A 19,915-nucleotide genomic window follows, 5' to 3' on the forward strand; every position below is an offset into this window, starting at 1 on the left:
AAACAAAAAAAAGCCCCCAATTTTTTGATAAACAAAAAATCAGAGAGCTAAAAACTAAGGATTTAAGGAGCGTCGCTCCTAAAGATCCTAGAAAATGCTAAAGAGTTGAGCCAAGCTCACTTTATTAGCTGGTTTAGAAGTGACTTCTTTGCCATCCACGAACACATGGTAAGTTTCAGGATTGACTTCAATGTGAGCGGTAGTGTCGTTGAATTGCATGTCTTTTTTAGTGATGTTTCTGCAATTTTTTACCGGCAACACTTGTCTTTCAAGCCCTAATTCTTCTTTAATGCCTTTGTCATAAGCCGCTTGAGACACAAAAGTGATGTTTGCATCGTATTTAGCTTTACCATGATGGGCGAACATTTCTCTGTAATAAACTGGTTGTGGGGTAGGGATAGAAGCGTTCGCATCACCCATTTGACTTAATGCAATGAACCCACCTTTAATGATCATGTTGGGTTTCACGCCAAAGAATGCTGGACTCCACAATACCAAGTCAGCCACTTTGCCCACTTCTACAGAACCTACATACTCGCTAATCCCATGAGCGATCGCTGGGTTAATGGTGTATTTAGACAAGTAGCGTTTGATCCTGAAGTTGTCGTTATCGCCTTTTTCTTCTTTCAAGCGGCCAAATTCTTTTTTGTTTTTGTCAGCTGTTTGCCAAGTTCTGGTGATAACTTCACCCACACGGCCCATCGCTTGAGAGTCAGAACTGGTGATTGAGAAAATCCCCATGTCATGCAAAGTGTCTTCAGCCGCAATGGTTTGAGGGCGGATCCTTGAATCAGCGAACTGGACATCTTCTTTAATGCTTTTATCCAAGTGGTGGCACACCATGAGCATGTCCATGTGTTCGGCTTCTGTATTCACGGTGAAAGGGATAGTGGGGTTAGTGGAAGCGGGTAGAATGTTGTGTTCGCCGGCCACTTTAATAATATCAGGAGCGTGTCCGCCGCCAGCGCCTTCAGTGTGGAAAGTGTGCATAGTGCGTCCGGCAATAGCAGCCATAGTGTCTTCTACACAACCAGCTTCATTCAAAGTGTCTGTGTGGATAGCGACTTGCACATCGTATTTGTCCGCAACATCTAACGCATGATTGATTGCAGAAGGAGTGGTACCCCAGTCTTCGTGGATTTTAAAACCAATCGCACCGGCTTCAATTTGATCGGCTAAGCTCGCGTCGTTAGAAGCGTTACCTTTAGCTAAGAAACCTAAGTTCATAGAATATTCTTCAGCCGCTCTGAGCATCCATTTTAAATTTCTTCTACCTGGAGTGATAGTGGTTGCGTTAGTGCCATCAGCAGGGCCAGTTCCGCCACCAATCATGGTTGTTACACCGCTTGCAAAAGCTGTAGGGATTTGTTGGGGTGAAATGAAGTGGATGTGTGTGTCAATACCACCAGCCGTTACGATCAAACCTTCACCGGCTAAGGCTTCAGTAGCAGGACCCACGCTAAGATTGTTTTTAACGCCATCTTGCATGTCTTTGTTACCGCCTTTACCAATGCCAGCGATTTTGCCATCTTTAATACCAATATCCGCTTTATAAATACCGGTGTAATCCACGATTAAAGCGTTAGTGATGATTAAATCCAGTTCTTCTTTGCTGGGGTTGTTGGATTGGCTCATGCCTTCTCTTAAAGTTTTACCGCCGCCGAATTTAAGCTCTTCGCCATAAATGGTGTAGTCATGTTCTACTTCAGCGATCAAGTCTGTATCGCCCAATCTCACTTTATCGCCTGTAGTAGGGCCATACATAGAAGCATATTCTTTTCTGCTAATCTTTTTCATTTCTTACTCCTTAATTGTTTTTACATAGTTGTCATCGCTTTTAGCGCCATGAAAACCACGCTCTTTAGCTCTGTGTAAAGCAATCTTTTTGCTTTCGTTATCGGCTTGCCTATCAACCAACGCGTTAAATCCAAAGATCCTTCTGTTACCGCCAATGTCAATCAATTCTACGGATTTTTCTTCGCCAGGTTCAAACCTTACCGCTGTCCCGCTCGCAATGTCTAAGCGTTTACCGAAAGTTTTTTCTCTGTCAAAGTCTAAGCATCTATTCACTTCAAAGAAATGGAAGTGTGAGCCGATTTGAACCGGTCTGTCGCCAACATTTTTAACTTTCACGCTAACGGCTTTTTTGCCTTCGTTGATAGTGATGTCTTCATTTTTTAAGAACAACTCACCAGGAACTAATTTACCATTAGCCTCAATAGGGGTATGCACGGTTACGAGTTTGGTCCCATCAGGAAACATCGCTTCAATACCCACTTCATGGATCATGCTTGCCACGCCATCCATCACATCATCAGGTTTTAAAAGAGTGCGTCCTTCTTGCATCAATTCAGCCGCAGTCTTTTTACCAGCTCTCGCTTCTTCCATAATATGGGCACTAATCAAAGCTACTGCTTCCACATAGTTAAGCTTAATGCCTTTTTCTTTGCGTTTCCTAGCCAATTCTCCAGCATAGTGGAGCATCAACTTGTCTAACTCTTTTGGGGTGAGTTTCATCTCATTCTCCTATTCTTAAAGTGTTTTTCCTTGAAGACATAACGAAATCAAGGTTGGAGTAATTGTAGCAATGTTTTGATTTACTAAGATTAACAGAAGCGTTCATTAACTAATTATTATTTAAAATGAATTAGTGTTATAGTTTTGAAGCGCTATCAAAGCGTTATTAGGAGCGCGTTTAATACCCCTTTAGAATTTATAAAGATCAAAAACTCGCAAAAAAATGAGAATTAGAATTGGAGTGATAATGGTGGCCACGACTGGACTTGAACCAGCGGCCACTACCATGTCAAGGTAGTGCTCTACCAACTGAGCTACGCGACCTTTTATTTTAAAAAGAGTGATTATGCCTTAATTTTGTTTTGTTTTTGCTTAAAAAAGAATTGTTTCAACAATAAAACGCCCACGCCCACATCTATCATGACATCAGCGAAATTAAAAATGGCAAAATCAAAGCCATAATGGTAATACACATAATCCACCACGCCCCCATGCACAAACCGGTCTAAAACATTAGAAACCCCAGCGCCAAACACCATGCCAAACTCTATTGCATGGTTTTTAAAAAGCTCCTTTTGGCGCATTAAAAAGATAAAAAGCCCTAAAATCAAAAGGATTTGCAAGTATTTCAAACCCCCCTCTAAAAAACTGAGCAAGGAAAACGCCACGCCTTTATTGAACACTAAAACAATATCTATAATCAAACTTTCATAGCGAAACCCCTCTAAAATAGCGTATTTAATCGCTTGATCTGCGCCAAAAATAAGGGAAAAAACCCCTATAAAAACCAACAGGCTTTTTTGGGTGGTTTTTAGCACAAATGCCCTTCAAAAAACTCTTTTAATTCTTGCATTTTGGATTCTAAAAGTTTTTCATCTTTAGCTTCTAAGAGGATTCGTAATTTGTTTTCAGTGCCGCTATAGCGGATCAAATGGCGGATTTCTAGCCTGTCTAATTCTTTTAAAAGAGCGCTATAACCTTTCAGGCTTTCTAAAGGAAGCTTTTTTTGGATATTCAAATTCATTAGGCTTTGAGGGTATAATTCAAAGGGGTTTAGCGCAACAGAGCTTACTTGCTTGCTTTCTAACACTAACGCGCTCACTTGCAAAGCGCACACCAAGCCATCGCCTGTTTTAGCGTAATCGCTAAAAATGATATGCCCGCTTTGCTCGCCTCCAAAATTGGCTTTATTCAATTGCATGCATTCGCTCACAAACTTATCCCCAATCGCACAATGCTTCAATTCTAAATCTTGGGATTTTAAATATTCTTTAAGGGCTAAATTGCTCATGCTTGTAGCGACGACCGCTTGAGAAGAAAGGGCGTTTTTAGATTTTTGATAAACCCCTAACACCCCTAAAAGCTTGTCCCCATGCACGATATTCCCTAAATTATCCACCACCACTAGCCTATCCGCATCGCCATCAAAAGCAAAGCCCAGATCCGCGCGGTATTTTTTCACTTCCTGGCTCAATTGGTTGGGGTGTAAAGCCCCACATTGCTCATTAATGTTACACCCATTAGGCTCATCATTAATCACTAACACATCAGCCCCAAGCTCGCTAAAAACGACCGGAGCCACCTTATAAGCCGCGCCATTAGCGGTATCTAGCACGATCCTTAAACTCTGTAAATTCAAATGTTTGGGGAAAGAGTGCTTTAAATGCACGATATAGCGCCCTATGACATCATCTATCCTTTTAGCGCTACCGACGCTCTCGCCCACTTTATAACTAGAATGCAGTAATCCTTCATCATGAAAGATTTCTTCAATCGCTTTTTCTTCTTCTTCTTTAAGCTTATAACCATAAGAATTGAAAAACTTAATACCATTGTCTTCAAAAGGGTTGTGGCTCGCGCTTATCATAATGCCCGCATCGCAGCGCATGTCTTCGGTTAAAAACGCGATCGCAGGGGTAGGCATAGGCCCTATTTGAATGACATTATAGCCTATGGAAGTGAGAGCGCTCACTAAAGCGTTTTCTACCATATAGCCGCTTTTTCTAGTGTCTTTACCGATTAGAATTTTATTCGTTTGAGAATGTTTTTTAAAATACAACCCGGCAGCAATGCCTAAACGCATCACAAACATGGGGGTGAGTTTCACCCCTGCTTTACCCCTCACGCCATCAGTCCCAAAAATTTTCATCGTTATAAAATACCTTTTAAACTATTTTTAATCAATTTTTAGATAGAATTATGCCAAATTTTATTTTACATTACAAAGGGATTAAAACAAGGCTATGGCAAATCATAAGTCCGCAGAAAAGCGAATCAGACAGACCATTAAAAGAACTGAACGCAACAGGTTCTATAAAACTAAAGTTAAAAATATCATTAAAGCCGTGCGTGAAGCGGTCGCTGTCAATGATGTAGCAAAAGCTCAAGAGCGTTTGAAAATCGCTAATAAAGAGTTGCATAAATTTGTTAGCAAAGGGATTTTAAAGAAAAACACCGCTTCTAGGAAAGTCTCAAGGCTTAACGCTTCAGTGAAAAAAATCGCTCTCGCTTAGTTTTAAGGCGTTTTTTAACTTCTTTAAGCTCAGTAACGGGTTTTTATTATTGGGCTTCTTTTTGAGTTTTGCGTTTTTTAGATTGTTGCATCTTTTTATAGGTAGTTTTGCATGTCTATTCTAGCCGAAAAGCTTTCTTCCATTCTCAAACGATACGACGAACTCACAGCATTGCTTTCTAGCGCTGAAGTGATTAGCGATATTAAAAAACTCACCGAATTGAGCAAAGAGCAAAGCTCCATTGAAGAAATCTCTATAGCGAGTAAAGAGTATTTGAGCGTTTTAGAGAATATCAAAGAAAATAAGGAGCTTTTAGAAGACAAGGAATTGAGCGAACTGGCTAAAGAAGAGTTAAAAATTTTAGAAATCCAAAAAAGCGAGCTAGAAACTGCCATTAAGCAACTCCTTATTCCTAAAGATCCTAATGACGATAAAAACATTTATTTAGAGTTAAGAGCTGGCACAGGGGGCGATGAAGCGGGCATTTTTGTAGGGGATTTGTTTAAAGCGTATTGCCGTTATGCGGATTTGAAAAAGTGGAAAGTAGAGGTAGTGAGCTCTAGCGAAAACAGCGTAGGGGGCTATAAAGAAATTATCGCTTTGATTAAGGGTAAGGGCGTGTATTCAAGGCTCAAATTTGAAGCAGGCACGCATCGAGTCCAAAGAGTCCCCGAGACAGAATCTCAAGGGCGCATCCACACTTCCGCTATCACAGTAGCGATCATGCCTGAAGTAGATGATGTGGAAGTTTCTATCAACCCTAGCGATTTAAAGATTGAAGTGTTTCGCGCTGGCGGGCATGGGGGGCAATGCGTCAACACCACAGACTCTGCGGTGCGCATCACGCACCTCCCCACCAATATCAGCGTGAGCATGCAAGATGAAAAATCCCAACATAAAAACAAGGATAAAGCCCTAAAAATCCTAAAAGCGCGCCTTTATGAAAAACAAATTGAAGAGCAACAGCTCGCTAACGCTAAAGACCGAAAGGAGCAAGTGGGTAGTGGGGATAGGAGTGAAAGGATCCGCACCTATAATTACCCGCAAAACCGCTTGAGCGAGCATAGAATCAATTTAACTCTGTATAGTTTAGAAGAAATCATGCTTTCAGGGAATTTAGATGAAGTGATCAACCCTTTAATCGCCCACGCCCAAAGCCAGTTTGAATAAGACCATTACTAAAATGATAAAACAAAGCGATAAAACACCCAAGCCTTTTTTAATTGATATTATTATAGCCTTATCACGATAGCCACCCGCTACGACCAAAAACCCTAAAAGCTCTAAATTTTCGCCCCACACAAAAACAGCGCAAGAGCTTCAATAAAATATAGTTAAATATAATTTTAAATTCTTTATATATATTTTTATATATAAATACATTTTTAAAAAATAAAACGATTTATTTAACCTATTCTTAACGAAAAATTCACTTTTTTGTGATATAACTCCAAAGCTTACTATAAGAGCGGATTGTATTCTGTGGAAGCGAATGTATGAGGACAACTCTCAAATTTTGATAGCTCCCTATATTTTTGCGCCATAGCATGAATGCAATAAAAAAAGAAATCCTTAGGATTTCTCACATTAAGGAGTTTTAAATGAAAAAAGTTTTTTTAGGTATGGCATTAGCCTTTAGTGTGTCTATGGCAGAAAAAAGCGGTGCGTTTTTAGGAGGGGGGTTTCAATATTCTAATTTAGAAAACCAAAATACCACCCGCACCCCAGGCGCTAACAATAACACCCCGATAGACACTTCAATGTTTGGCAGCAATCAAGTAGCTCCAGCCCAAGAAACGCAAAGCGCTTCTAAACCGGACACTAAAGTCAATCCAAGCGCAAGCTGGATGAAAAAATAAGAAAGAAGTTATGAAAAAGTCATTCAAAAAATTAGGCTTTGTCTCTTTGGCGGCTAGTGGCGTGCTTTTAGGGAGCATGAATGCTACCAATTTAGAAACCTACGCAGCATTGCAAAAATCATCGCATGTTTTTGGTAATTATGCTAAAAAGGATAAGGATAGTAAATTAACAAGCGATTCACCAACGCAACAACAAGCCCAAACTCAAGCCCAAAACACCGCTTCAAGAGGCACACCAGCTCCAGAAACCCCACCAGCTAAAAAAGATGAAACAAGTGGCACACCAAGCACTAGTGGGAGTTCTGTGGCAAGCCAGCTAACCAAAGACACCACTATGGTTAATAATCTTAAGAGCGTGAGCGTGAGTGGCATGAACACCACTTTAAGTGGGGTAGAAACCATGTCTAAACAAACCGCAACGATCAGCAATCTTTTGAGCGGTAATCCTAATTTAGGCAGTGTGATTCCTAACGCTCAAGGGCTAAACAGCGCGTTTAGCGCATTAGAAAGCGCTCAAAACACTTTAAAAGGCTATTTGGATTCTTCTAGTGCGACGATCGGGCAATTGACGAACGGCTCTAATGCGGTTGTGGGCGCGTTAGATAAAGCTATCAATCAAGTGGATATGGCTCTAGCCGATCTTGCTATGTCTGATACGCAAAAAACGCAAGCCGTTGCGCTTGCAGCTGTTAGTGATAGCGCAACGACAACGACAGATGCCATCAATTTCTTAAACGCGCTAAAAAGCAATCTAACGGCTCAAAAAGACGCTTTCATGAGCGTGCATAAAAACATCCAAACCGCTGTCGCTCAAGCCCAAGCAACCTACACGCCAAGCGTGATCAACACCAATAATTACGGGCAAATGTATGGGGTAGATGCGATGGCAGGGTATAAGTGGTTCTTTGGCAAAACCAAACGCTTTGGCTTTAGATCTTATGGATACTACAGCTATAACCATGCGAATTTAAGCTTTGTGGGGAGCCAGCTTGGAATCATGGAGGGCGCGTCTCAAGTGAATAACTTCACTTATGGCGTGGGCTTTGATGCGCTCTATAACTTCTATGAAAGTAAAGAGGGCTATAACACAGCAGGGTTGTTCTTAGGCTTTGGGTTAGGAGGGGATTCGTTTATCGTTCAAGGAGAGAGCTACTTAAAATCTCAAATGCGAATTTGCAATGACACCGCAGGCTGTTCAGCGAGCATGAACACGAGCTATTTCCAAATGCCTGTTGAATTTGGTTTTAGGAGCAATTTCTCTAAACACAGCGGGATTGAAGTGGGCCTTAAATTGCCTTTATTCACCAACCAATTCTATAAAGAAAGGGGCGTAGATGGATCAGTAGATGTGTTCTATAAAAGGAACTTCTCTATCTATTTTAACTACATGATCAACTTCTAAGCCTTTCTCTTCTTTCCAATAGAGGGTTTTCTCTCTGTTGGTTTCTTTTTTCTTTTTTTGTGATGTTTATTTTGTTGTGTTGGGGGGCTAGGTTTTTGTTTAGAGAGAGGGTTTTTTAAAAACTAAAGAAGCGCTTAAAACAGAACCTTTTGTTTTTTAGGTTTTATTTTTTACTTTGGCTTGTTTTTTAAAAGTCATTTTGATTTCTAAAAATAGTCTATAATGCTCGCAAGAGATATTTTTTAAGGTTATAAATGAAAGCTATAAAAATACTTTTTATGATGACACTCAGTTTAAACGCTATTAGCGTGAATAGGGCGTTGTTTGACTTAAAAGATTCGCAATTAAAAGGGGAATTAACGCCAAAAATAGTGAATTTTGGGGGTTATAAAAGCAGCACTGAAGAGTGGGGAGCTAGCGCTTTAAACTATATCAATGCGGCTAATGGCGATGCGAAAAAATTCAGCGCGTTAGTGGAAAAAATGCGTTTTAACTCCGGTATATTGGGGAATTTTAGAGCGCATGCGCGTTTGAGGCAAGCCCTAAAATTGCAAAAGAATTTGAAATATTGCCTTAAAATCATCGCTAGGGATTCTTTTTATAGTTACCGCACCGGTATTTATATCCCCTTAGGCATTTCTTTAAAAGATCAAAAAACGGCTCAAAAAATGCTCGCTGATTTGAGCGTGGTAGGGGCGTATCTTAAAAAACAACAAGAGAATGAAAAGGCTCAAAGCCCTTATTATAGGAGCAACAACTATTACAACTCTTACTATAGCCCTTATTATGGTATGTATGGCATGTATGGAATGGGTATGTATGGCATGTATGGTATGGGCATGTATGATTTTTATGACTTTTATGATGGCATGTATGGTTTCTACCCTAACATGTTTTTCATGATGCAAGTTCAAGATTACTTGATGTTAGAAAATTACATGTATGCGCTCGATCAAGAAGAGATTTTAGATCATGACGCTTCCATTAACCAACTTGATACGCCTACTGATGATGACAGAGACGATAAAGACGATAAATCTTCGCAACCAGCAAATCTTATGAGCTTTTATCGTGATCCCAAATTCAGCAAAGGCATTCAAACCAACCGCTTGAATAGCGCTTTAGTCAATTTAGACAACAGCCGCATGCTCAAAGACAATTCGCTTTTCCACACTAAAGCCATGCCCACTAAAAGCGTGGATGCGATAACTTCTCAAGCCAAAGAGCTTAACCATTTAGTGGGGCAAATCAAAGAAATGAAGCAAGACGGGGCGAGTCCTAGTAAGATTGATTCAGTTGTCAATAAAGCTATGGAAGTGAGGGATAAATTAGACAATAATTTAAACCAGCTAGACAATGACTTAAAAGATCAAAAAGGGCTTTCAAGCGAGCAACAAGCTCAAGTGGATAAAGCCCTAGACAGCGTGCAACAATTAAGCCATAGCAGCGATGTGGTGGGGAATTATTTAGACGGGAGTTTGAAAATTGATGGCGATGATAGAGATGATTTGAATGATGCGATGAATAACCCCATGCAACAACCTGTGCAACAAACGCCCATCAATAACATGGGCAACACCCATGCAAATGATAGCAAAAATCAAGGGGGTAACGCGCTCATAAACCCTAACACTAACACCGATGACACTCACACCGACGATACTCACACCGACACTAACGCCACAAACGATACCAGCACCACTGACACCCCCACTGATGATAAAGATGCTGGCGGCATGAACAATACCGGCGATATGAATAATACCGATACCGGCAACACGGACACCGGCAATACTGATACTGGTAACACGGATACCGGTAACACTGATGATGCGAGTAACATGAACAACGGCAACGATGATATGGGTAACGCTAATGACGACATGAGCAACGGCAACGACATGGGCGATGACATGAATAATGCGAACGACATGAACGATGACATGGGTAATGGCAACGATGACATGGGCGATATGGGGGACATGAACGACGACATGGGTGGCGATATGGGGGATATGGGCGATATGGGGAATTGAGATTAACCCCAATATCAAAGAGTGATAGCCAAAACTTAATATTTTTATTTATAATTCTTTTAAGGGGGATAGGGGGATATTTTGGCGATGAATACCCCTTTAACCCCCCAACTAACTCCCCTAATAACGCTTTTTAAAATCCAATCAAAGCTTTTTATCATCAAACTAGCACAAAAAAACTCCGTTCTTTAGGGTGCAAGATGTAAGCGCTTAGGCTATATTCAAGCTAACAAAATACCTCTAGTCTTTTTAGGGTAAGAAATGCCCATGCAGACTTTAAAGAGTCTTTTGTATTAGCGTTCGTTAGGGTGCTTTAGTTAAAAAAACCCCTTGCTTTAGAAAAAGGGGGCGGTTTCACATTTTAGACGCTCAAAATTAAAATTTCTTCTTGCTCACATCTTCTAAAATATCTTGGGAAATCCCATCAATTTTAGTGCTGACTTGTAAAGAATAATTAGCGATAGTCAAATTATCCTGCACATCTTGTTGCAAAGCGTTAATGGAGTTGTGGATGTTTTCTACGCCCTTATTTTGCATTTTGATAGACTCGGCGTTATCGGCAATGCTTTGAACTAAAATATTGATATTGGCTTCAATCTCGCTGAGCGATTTTTGCGTCCTTTCAGCGAGCTTCCTAACTTCATCAGCCACCACCGCAAAGCCTCTGCCATGCTCACCAGCCCGTGCGGCTTCAATAGCAGCATTCAGGGCTAATAGATTCGTTTGATCAGCGATATCTCTAATCATATCCACCACGCTTTTAATGTCTTCGCCTTGAGAGATCATCTCTTGGCTTTTAGAATCAATCGTTGTAATGATATTAGTGATTTCTTCTAAGGATTGGGTGGTGTTTTTCAAGCTTCTTTCTTGTTTATGAGCGGTTTTGGTTAAGTTATCCACGCAAGTTTTTAAATCTTTGGATTCATGATTGAGCGCGTTCGCAAATCCTAAAGAAGCTTTAAGCATGCTAGAAATTTCTTGCCCTAAAGTGTTGAGCGCTTTTTCCATGTTGGCTTTGGGGTTTTGGATGTGGTGGGTGAAATCCAGGTTTTTATAATGCTCTAGGGCGTTGTTTAGGGCTTCAATATTGGCACCAATTTGGTTGCGAAAATACTGGATAATGCTATTGATCGTGTTTCTTAAAGCTTGCAAGTCTTTGTTTTTAGGCACGCATGCGATTTCTTGGGTGAAATCCCCACTTTCCACAAAATTAGCCACTTCAATGCTGTTTTGAATGGCGTTATTATCAGCTTGAATGTTTTCTTGGGTTTTAAGGATGTTTTCATTGATGGAAGCTTGCATTTGCCCGATTTCATCATAAGCGCTTGGGGGCGTTAGGCTTATGGCATGGTTATTTTTGGGGTTATTGAGCAAGTTGAAAAAATCATTTAGGGTGTTATTGACCCTACTGATGCGTTTGGTTATGAGATTGGAAACGATGATAAAGACTAAAAAGGCTAACACCAGCACGCCTAAAATCAAAGTGGTGATAATAATGAATTTGGTGTTTGTCGCTTCTTTAAAGACTAAAGATTTATTGACATATTTCCCAATTGCCCAACGCCACTGATTGCTGTTATCCCCTTTTTCTTCAAAAAAATCAAAGGGCTGTATGGCTAAAAAGGTTTCTGTATTCCCGCTCAATGAATGGTAGCTCAAAGTGCCCGCTTCGTTTTGATTGTAATACTCCACAGCTTTAGCGACTCTTTTATCCGGATTGATAGCGCTTAAAATCTTATCTTGGATCTCACGATTAGGGTTGATTAAAATTCTGCCATCTTTCCCCATTAAAAAGGTGTTGCTCTTTTTCTTGCCTACCACATCTGTATAAAAAGCGTCAATGTTTAAAAAGAGATTCAGTGCGCCTATAGTCTTTTGATTCTTACCCATTAGGGGGAGGGTAATATCCATGCCATAGATTTTATCGCCATTAACCTCTTTATAATAGGGATCTGAATGGGTTATACTTTTGAGCGAATGGATTTGATTGATCATGTTTTCATTGAGCGTGGTATTAGGGTAGGCGATTTTTGAATCCATGCTCATTGCAGTGATAATTCGTTCATTATTATTCGTATAAATCGCACTAACCAATAACACATGAGGGTTTGCTAACAAAAACTCAGAGAGCATGCGCTTTTTTAGGGTGTCGTTGATAGTGCTATTTTCATCGCTTAAAAATTTTTCAAGGGTGTTAGCGCCAATGAAAATGCGTTTCATGATGCTTTGAATTTTGAAACTGACTAACTGAGCCTTTTTTTGCAGCAATTCTGTGGCTTGGCTTTGCAACACGCTTTCAACCTTGTAGCTGATAATAACGCCCATAACAGCGCTAATGATAATAACGACCGCACACACCATCATGACGATTTTAGAACCAATTCTTGTAGATTTCATTCCCTTTGCCCTTTTAAAACGAATTGATAGAGAACGATTATTATACATTATTTTGAAATTTTAATAAAATAAGAGAGGACAAAAAAGCAGAAAATAAAAGAGAGCCAAAACCCTCCAAAGCTCCCCCAAAGGAGAGATAAAAAATTACCTTTTGGAGAATTGCGGGCTTCTTCTGGCCTTTCTTTTACCATATTTTTTGCGTTCAACCACCCTTGAATCCCTAGTGAGCAAGCCTTTAGGTTTTAAAATGGCTCTAAAAGCAATATCATAAGCGTTCAAAGCTTTAGAAATACCATGCCTTAAGGCTTCCGCTTGCGCTGAATAGCCCCCACCAAAAACCACCGCTTTAATATCCACAGATTGCTCTTGTTTGGTTAAAAGCAAGGGCTGCATGACTTTCATTTTAATGGCTTCATGCCCGCCTAACCACTGATTCAGGCTTTGTTCATTGATACTCAATTCGCCTTTACCCGGAGTGAGCCACACTTTAGCGATAGCGGTTTTTCTTTTACCGGTAGCATAGATTTTTCTCATTTAGCGTCCTTTTTGCTAGTTTGTGCGGTGTGAGGGTGCTTATCATCACGATAAACTTTGAGTTTTTTGATCATCGCTTTCCCTAATTTCGTTTTAGGGAGCATGCCCCTAACGGCTAAGTGGTAGAGCTTTTCGGGGGTTTTTTCTAGCATTTCTTGGAGAGTCTTGCTCTTGGTGCTGCCAAAATAGCCTGAATGGGTAAAATACTCTTTATCCTCTAATTTCATGCCTGAAAATTTAACCTTATTGGCGTTGATAACCACCACAAAATCCCCACAATCCACATTAGGGGTGTAAAAAGGGCGGTGTTTGCCTCTTAAAAGCACAGCGATTTCAGTGATCAAGCGGCCAAAAACTTTGTCCTTAGCGTCTAAAACGACCCAATCACGAACGATGTCATTGACTTTAGCAGTCTTTGTCATAAGAATCCTTTGATAAAATTAAAGCACTCATTATAAGGAAATAAACTTAAATATTGCTGAATTTAAGGAAAGTTTAAAGTTTGAAAAAGGGGTTTTGGCTGCTTTGTTTTATCGTTTCAGACTTTACTTTATAGTAAAACTCATTCTCTTAAGGGGATAGGGGGGTATTTTACAATAACCCTCCCCTACAACCCCCAACTAAAAACCCCCTAACCCCAAAAGACTGCTTTTAAAGAGGCTATCACTTGCTTTTCGCAAGCTCTTTTATTGTATTTATTTTAAAAAATGCCTTTAAGCTTTTTTAATTTTGTTACTCATGCTTAATAAGCCAAAGCCTTTATTTTTGCTCCTGGTTAAGCCTTTCTTCTATCTTTTTGATTTGTTGGCTCATTTTAGCGCTCGCGTTGATTTGATTGATGAGCATGTAAAGGTTTATCATCATCAAAAGCACCACCACAATCCCTAAAAAAAACACGATTTGAACGGCTTTTTTAGCGATTTCTTGGGCTTCTTGTTCTTTTTGCATGCGTTTTTAATTTTCCAATTCTTCTGGGGATAAATCTTTATAAAAGCGTTCTAATTCAAAGCTCTCGCCCAAATACGCAGCGATTTCTTGGGAATCCACAAGGGCGTTTTGCAAGCAACTCGTCGCGCCTGGAGAAGGGGTCATGTTGAAAGTGATGCCTTTATGGGTGCAAATCTTTTTTTCGCCTAATTCCAGCTTTCGCTTGGTTCTGTCTAAAACTTGCGGGCGCACTTCGCCAAAACCATGAGCGTATTCTAAATCTTCTAGGCTAAGAGAGGGGATGATTTTTTGAGCGTCTTTTAAAAATTTCCTTTTACCGATAATAGGCAATTCAAAAACCATGTTTTTAAATACATAATTACGGATTTCTTTATCGCTCATCAAATCAAATGCGATTTTAAACACATCTTTATTCAAATCCATTTTCAACAATTCCAAGCTAATGCCCTTGAGCCAGCATTTGTTGCGTTCTAATTTAGGCATCGTTAAAGCGGTAGGCCCGATTCGTGTTTTTCCTTTAATGACAGCATCAGGGTCGCCATGTACGGCTGCAAAAGGGAGTTTGGGGTTTTGAACGGTATAAACCTTACCCCTTAATAAATCCGGCACAAAATAAAAGCTGCCCGCCACAGGCAAGCACCCTAAATCCAAGCCATAGCCCATGCTCTGAGCCAAAGGCAAAGCGTAAGAGCCGGCATTAACTAGCACGAATTTAGCATACACTTCTTCAGCGTCTTCTGAAATTACGGCGTAAGTGTCGTTGCGTTTTTCAATCTTTTTTACTTTGAAATTCAAAAACACCTGGTTGTTAGGCTTTAATTTTAGGGCTTCTTCAACGAAGTTTTCACTCAACTTCGCAAAATTCATCGTGCTCCAATCCTTTTGATACCCATGCCCGATAATGTTTTCATGCCTGTCTATGCCATTAGCCCCTAAAATCACATTAGGCTCTAATTCTTTAATCTTTTGCTTGTCAAATTCTTCTAACCCCACAAAGATTTCTTTAAAGGATTCGTAGCGTTTTTTCATGAACTCGCATTCTTCATCGCCCACGCCTATAGCCATTTTCTGGGTTTCAAAAATCACTTCATTTTGCAAGCCTTTATTGAGCGCGTATTGTCTGGTTTTATAAGCGCTCAAACGCACTTTTTTAGCTTTTTCAGGAGTGTAATTCGTTTCAATAGAGCCATCATGAATGGTTTGCGAATTAGCTTTAGCGCTGGAGCTGATTTGAGCCAATTTAGAGCATTTTTCCACGATAGCCACGCGCTTTAAAGAGCTGTATTCGCTCAAAGTATAAAAGGTCGCACACCCTGAAACCCCACCTCCAATAATAACAGCATCAAATTCCATACTCATTGTCTTTCTCCAAATGTTTTAAATTGATAAATCGTAATCATAATATAAGAAAATCAATTCGCATTCAAAGGGCTTGAAGTTTTATTGACAAAATCTTTCAAATCGCTCATTCCAAGCACCCTGTCAATCAATAATTTCTTTTTAGAAAACGCCCCATTATGTTCTTCGGCTAACCATAATGAAGTGATCACCACGCCTCCTATTTTATGACTCAAGGTTTTAAAATGCTTTTGGGTTTGCACCGACCAAATGCTGTGAGCGACTATCGCTTGATGGTTGTATGCGCCTAAATAGAGCATGATATGCCCTTTTAAATAGATGAGCGTTCCAAAAGGCGTGGCGCTTTTAAGGATGTAATCTTCTTTTTCTTTGGCTTTCATGGAGCTTAAATCCATATAATTGTTCGCATAACGGCTTTGTGCGTAGGAATTTCTGGGGAGCAAAATACCAAAATTAGCAAAACTATCTCTGGTGAAAGCCGAGCAATCCCTATTACCTAATAGTCCACCCCAGCCGTATTTTTGCCCTAGCATGGTGTCTATAAAATACGCCATGTTCTCGCTGTTAAAAGCCTTAGGGAAAACAAAAAAATCCTTTTCATCTAAGATCACGCTTTGTAAATCTGCATAACCCTTAGCATCCCTCAAAAAACCATAGGCTTTCAATTCCTTTTTTTGGGGGTTTTGAGATGCGTTTTGACTTTGGGGGATGAGAGCGAACAATTCGCCCACCCTAGCATCGGTGTAAAAATCCCCATACTCTGTATAAAGGGGGATCTTATCTTTTATAGGCATGACATAATTTTTGAGTTTGGTTAAAAGCTCTATGTCTTTATCGTGCATGTAAGCTAGATCGCTGACTTTAATCCAGCCATAAACAAAACTGCTTTGAATGTGGGCGTAAGTTTTGTCTAGATTAAAATGCGTGATTAAAACCGGCGTGCCTTGAAAAATCAGCGAATTTTGATACCTATCAAAAGGATAGCCTTTTTGAGAAAGGTAATAAGGCTTGTTAGTAGGCACAGCCCTCACATCGCTATCTCGCACCACAACAGCCTTAATCTTAGCGCTTGGGTAATGCTCAATATCCATGCTTTTAATAAGCTCATCATTGAAAGCTTTTGCGTTGGGTTTTAGATCTTCGCCATAACCGGTGGATTTATTCATCTCCTTAAGGATCCAAAACACTTCTTTTTTATTGCTTTTGATTTTCGCATCTAGCCATGGGGAATACCACGCTTTGAGGTAGCTCTCTTTTAGGTTTTCTCTTAACGCTTGGGGGTCAATGCTTTGGTTATTATGACTGCCATTTTGAGAGCTTGCAAGATAACTTGAAGCCTCTTGGGGCAAGGATAAATCTTTGAGCGTGAAATCCTTTTTCATGCAACCCACAAACAAAAACAAGAAAACTACAAGAAAATAACGCATGCTTTAGAGAACCTTAACATCAAATGCGCAAATAGTTTCTTAAAATGCGCCCGTATTGCGGGCTTCTCAATTTTTTGATCGCAGAGCTTTCAATCTGGCGCACCCTTTCTCTCGTAACATTCAATTCCTTGCCAATTTCTTCTAAAGTTCGATCGCTTTCATCGTCTAAAAGCCCAAAACGCATGCGGATCACCGCTTTTTCTCGCTCATTCAATTGATCCAAAACGCTTTCAATTTGTGCTTTTAAATCTTCGCGCATGATGTGATCAATGGAGCTAACGATATTTTTATCTTCCACGAAATCCCCAAATTTGCCGTCATCATCATTGCCGACTGGGGTTTCTAAGCTGATAGGCTCTTTAGTAACCTTAATCACATTCTTCACTTTATCTAACGAAAGCCCCACTTCTTCAGCCACCACTTCTAAATCAGGCTCTTTGCCGGTTTCTTGAATGTGTTTGCGCATGACTTTATTGATGCGATTAATCGTGTCAATCATGTGAATGGGGATGCGGATAGTGCGGGCTTGATCGGCTATGGCTCTGCTGATGGCTTGCTTGATCCACCAGGTCGCATAGGTAGAAAACTTGAAGCCCTTTTCATGCTCAAACTTATCCACCGCTTTCATCAAGCCGATATTGCCCTCTTGAATCAAATCCAAGAAGGGTAAGCCTCTGCTCGTGAATCGTTTAGCGATGCTCACTACCAACCTTAAATTGGATTTAGCCATTTTGTTTTTAGCGCGATCGGAAATCAATTTCCCTCTTTTGATTTGCTCTAAAATTTCTTTTAGCTTGTTGGGGGCTAAATCAAAGCCTTCTTCGCTCGCTTCTTTAGTCAAAAAAAGCTTTTTAAGATCCATATACACGCTCACCATAGTCGCTTCTGGCACTTGAGCGATAATATCTTCTTTAGTCATGTTAGTGATATTAGCGAGGATTTTTTTATGGTTGGCGATGAGAGTGTCATTGAATAAGGGTAGCTTGTATTCCAAGCGTTTCAACTCTTTTTCAAACCCATCGCCGCTTTTTAAAGTGGTTTCCATCGTTTTGACTAATTCATTAATCAGTTTGCTAGTAGGCTCTAAATCATAGAGTCTGTCTTTGAGCGTTTGGCGTTTGTAAGCTAGAGTCAATAAACGCACCAATTCGTCTTCTTTTTCATCTACAGGGGCTTCAAGGGCTTTAAGCCATTCTTTTTTAGCCTTGTCTAGGGCTTTAAAGCTTTCTTGAACCTTTTCTACGCGCTTCTTGTCTTTTTCAGAAACGACTTTTTTCCTTTCTTCGTTTTCTTCATCTTCTTCGCTGTCGTCATCTTTTTTAGAATCGCTCACGCTATTTTCATCGTCATCATCAAAGCTCCTGAAAAGCTCTTTAACCCTTCTTTCACGATTGATTAAAGCGTCTTTATACGCATAAATAAAATCAATCAAATACGGCACCGAGCAAATCGCGTCTAAAATAATGTCTTCACCCAAGCGGATTTGCTTGCTCAATTCAATCTCTTCATCTTTGCTTAAAAGTTTTATATCCCCCATTTCACGCAAATACATGCGCACTGGGCTATCGCTCCTGCTCCACTCTAAAAAATCCTTTTCTTTCAAAAAGTCATAGCCATCTTCTAATTCTTCATCTAAAACTTTTTGCTTTTCTTCGGTTTTTTTAATCTTGTCAATCGCATTGAGTTTTTTAGCGTATTCTGAAGAGCTGACCAATTTCTTTTGGTATTTTTGGCACAACTCTTTGATTTTTTTGATTTGGGCTAGAGTGGGGACTTTCGTGCTGATTTGAATGATAGACTCATAAGAAACACAATCGCTTAAGGAATTAGCGAACAATTCTTCTAACGCTTCATTAAAACTAAGCTTTTTAACAGGAATAGGTTCTTTCGCTGTTTCTTTGACTTTGCTTTCTTTGGTTTTATTTTCTTTAATTTTGCTCTCTTTGGCTTTATTGCTTTCTTTAGTTTTGTTTTCTTGTTTAATTTCTTGTGTGGCTTCTGCTTTGGCTTCCTGTTTAGCTCTTTTGGGGGCTTTTTCTTCGTTAGCTTTCTTTTTCATTGGACACTCCATAAAGTAAGAACCATGCTTTCAATCAAAAGCTAGGTCCATAAGATTAAGATACACCTAATCCTTTGTTATTTTACTAAAAAATAGCTTAAATTCTAATTATAAAATGAGTTTAAAATAAAATTTAAACCCCCCCATTTTTTAAAAAACAAGCCCTAAAGCTTATCCACCATGCTTTTTAAGAATTTCGCTGAAGTTTGAGCGCTTTTTTCTAAAAACGCATCAAAACTCATGTTAGCTTCCTCATCAGCGTTATCGCTAATGCTCCTTAGCACACAGCATGGCACGCCAAATTTTTGGCACACAAACGCCACGCTCGCCCCCTCCATTTCCACCGCACTCGCCTTAAACTCGCTGACTAAAAACTCTTTCCTTTCTTTGCTATGCACAAACTGATCGCCTGATGCGATGACGCCTTCTTTGAGCGCGATGTGTTGCTCATTAGCGACTTTTTTAGCCAAAGCGTTCAAACTTTCGCTCGTTTCAATAAAAATCGCGCTTTCTGGGATGAACCCTAAAGGGTGGTTAAACGCGCTCAAATCCACATCATGCTGGACTAATTGAATAGCCACTAACAAATCATTGATTTTTAAGTCTTTGACTAAGCTTCCAGCCACTCCGCTAAAAAGCACCTTTTGAACGCCAAACGCTAAAATCATGCTCGTTGTGGTTAAAGTGGAATGCACCTTGCCAATCTTGCTGTAAGCGACAATGATTTCCTTGTTACGATAAACGCCTTTGTGGAAAACATTCCCCCCTAAAGGGATCTCTTCAAAATCCACGCCAAACAATTCTAAAATAGGGGTTATTTCTTCTCTCATCGCCCCTAAAATGCCAATTTTTTGCACCATTTTC

The 19,915-nt window shown here is 40.0% G+C and carries 17 protein-coding genes and 1 tRNA gene; 5 read left to right on the forward strand and 13 right to left on the reverse strand.

Annotated features, from left to right (window positions below; genetic code table 11):
• Positions 1–87: 87 nt before the first annotated feature.
• From ureB to glmM, 5 genes are all read right to left on the reverse strand, one after another.
• Positions 88–1,797, reverse strand: coding sequence for an urease subunit beta (gene ureB / locus HG567_RS00340; protein WP_000724281.1), 1,710 nt, complete (start codon positions 1,795–1,797; stop codon positions 88–90).
• 3 nt (positions 1,798–1,800) lie between these two features.
• Positions 1,801–2,517 carry an urease subunit alpha gene (gene ureA / locus HG567_RS00345; RefSeq protein WP_000779233.1) on the reverse strand — a complete coding sequence of 239 codons (717 nt, stop codon included), beginning with the start codon at positions 2,515–2,517 and terminating at the stop codon, positions 1,801–1,803.
• Positions 2,518–2,765: 248 nt separating this feature from the next.
• Positions 2,766–2,841: transfer RNA gene (locus HG567_RS00350), tRNA-Val, on the reverse strand.
• Positions 2,842–2,861: 20 nt separating this feature from the next.
• A complete protein-coding gene (gene lspA / locus HG567_RS00355) occupies positions 2,862–3,335 on the reverse strand; it encodes a signal peptidase II (protein WP_202139756.1) in 474 nt (157 codons plus the stop codon).
• Positions 3,329–4,666: a phosphoglucosamine mutase gene (gene glmM / locus HG567_RS00360; RefSeq protein WP_202163837.1), complete on the reverse strand. Its 1,338-nt coding sequence runs from the start codon at positions 4,664–4,666 to the stop codon at positions 3,329–3,331. The genes lspA and glmM overlap by 7 nt, the downstream gene beginning before the upstream one ends.
• Positions 4,667–4,760: 94 nt before the next feature.
• On the opposite strand from glmM, the gene rpsT reads away from it, so the two are divergent.
• The 5 genes from rpsT (at position 4,761) to HG567_RS00385 (ending at position 10,327) form a co-directional block, all read left to right on the forward strand.
• Entirely contained in the window at positions 4,761–5,030 is a 270-nt protein-coding gene (rpsT, locus tag HG567_RS00365) for a 30S ribosomal protein S20 (RefSeq protein WP_001273632.1), read from the forward strand.
• Positions 5,031–5,141: 111 nt separating this feature from the next.
• Positions 5,142–6,200: a peptide chain release factor 1 gene (gene prfA, locus HG567_RS00370; protein WP_000025119.1), complete on the forward strand. Its 1,059-nt coding sequence runs from the start codon at positions 5,142–5,144 to the stop codon at positions 6,198–6,200.
• A 431-nt stretch (positions 6,201–6,631) separates the two neighbouring features.
• Positions 6,632–6,889, forward strand: a complete 258-nt coding sequence (locus HG567_RS00375) for a hypothetical protein (RefSeq protein WP_033764644.1) — start codon at positions 6,632–6,634, stop codon at positions 6,887–6,889.
• 10 nt (positions 6,890–6,899) lie between these two features.
• Positions 6,900–8,291: an outer membrane protein gene (locus tag HG567_RS00380; protein ID WP_202139758.1), complete on the forward strand. Its 1,392-nt coding sequence runs from the start codon at positions 6,900–6,902 to the stop codon at positions 8,289–8,291.
• 254 nt (positions 8,292–8,545) lie between these two features.
• Positions 8,546–10,327 carry a dentin sialophosphopreproprotein gene (locus tag HG567_RS00385; RefSeq protein WP_202139759.1) on the forward strand — a complete coding sequence of 594 codons (1,782 nt, stop codon included), beginning with the start codon at positions 8,546–8,548 and terminating at the stop codon, positions 10,325–10,327.
• A gap of 375 nt (positions 10,328–10,702) precedes the next feature.
• Here HG567_RS00385 and tlpC read toward each other — a convergent pair whose 3' ends face one another.
• The 8 genes from tlpC to HG567_RS00425 form a co-directional block, all read right to left on the reverse strand.
• Complete coding sequence (gene tlpC / locus HG567_RS00390; protein ID WP_202139760.1) at positions 10,703–12,724, reverse strand: methyl-accepting chemotaxis protein TlpC; 2,022 nt, start codon at positions 12,722–12,724, stop codon at positions 10,703–10,705.
• 144 nt (positions 12,725–12,868) lie between these two features.
• Complete coding sequence (gene rpsI, locus HG567_RS00395) at positions 12,869–13,258, reverse strand: 30S ribosomal protein S9 (protein ID WP_001227269.1); 390 nt, start codon at positions 13,256–13,258, stop codon at positions 12,869–12,871.
• Complete coding sequence (gene rplM / locus HG567_RS00400; RefSeq protein ID WP_000167675.1) at positions 13,255–13,680, reverse strand: 50S ribosomal protein L13; 426 nt, start codon at positions 13,678–13,680, stop codon at positions 13,255–13,257. The genes rpsI and rplM overlap by 4 nt, the downstream gene beginning before the upstream one ends.
• A 337-nt stretch (positions 13,681–14,017) precedes the next feature.
• On the reverse strand, positions 14,018–14,206 hold the full coding sequence (locus HG567_RS00405; RefSeq protein ID WP_108540873.1) for a DUF5408 family protein: 189 nt from the start codon (positions 14,204–14,206) through the stop codon (positions 14,018–14,020).
• A 6-nt stretch (positions 14,207–14,212) separates the two neighbouring features.
• Complete coding sequence (locus tag HG567_RS00410) at positions 14,213–15,565, reverse strand: FAD-dependent oxidoreductase (RefSeq protein ID WP_000061414.1); 1,353 nt, start codon at positions 15,563–15,565, stop codon at positions 14,213–14,215.
• A 53-nt stretch (positions 15,566–15,618) separates the two neighbouring features.
• The gene (locus HG567_RS00415) at positions 15,619–16,992 is read right to left on the reverse strand and encodes an SH3 domain-containing C40 family peptidase (RefSeq protein ID WP_202163838.1); all 1,374 of its coding nucleotides are present in this window, start codon (positions 16,990–16,992) and stop codon (positions 15,619–15,621) included.
• Positions 16,993–17,011: 19 nt separating this feature from the next.
• Positions 17,012–19,051: an RNA polymerase sigma factor RpoD gene (gene rpoD / locus HG567_RS00420; RefSeq protein ID WP_202139762.1), complete on the reverse strand. Its 2,040-nt coding sequence runs from the start codon at positions 19,049–19,051 to the stop codon at positions 17,012–17,014.
• 164 nt (positions 19,052–19,215) lie between these two features.
• Positions 19,216–19,911, reverse strand: a complete 696-nt coding sequence (locus tag HG567_RS00425; protein ID WP_000250158.1) for a 5'-methylthioadenosine/adenosylhomocysteine nucleosidase — start codon at positions 19,909–19,911, stop codon at positions 19,216–19,218.
• Positions 19,912–19,915 lie beyond the last annotated feature (4 nt).

This window comes from Helicobacter pylori (assembly GCF_016755635.1).
Classification (GTDB): Bacteria; Campylobacterota; Campylobacteria; order Campylobacterales; family Helicobacteraceae; genus Helicobacter; species Helicobacter pylori_CQ.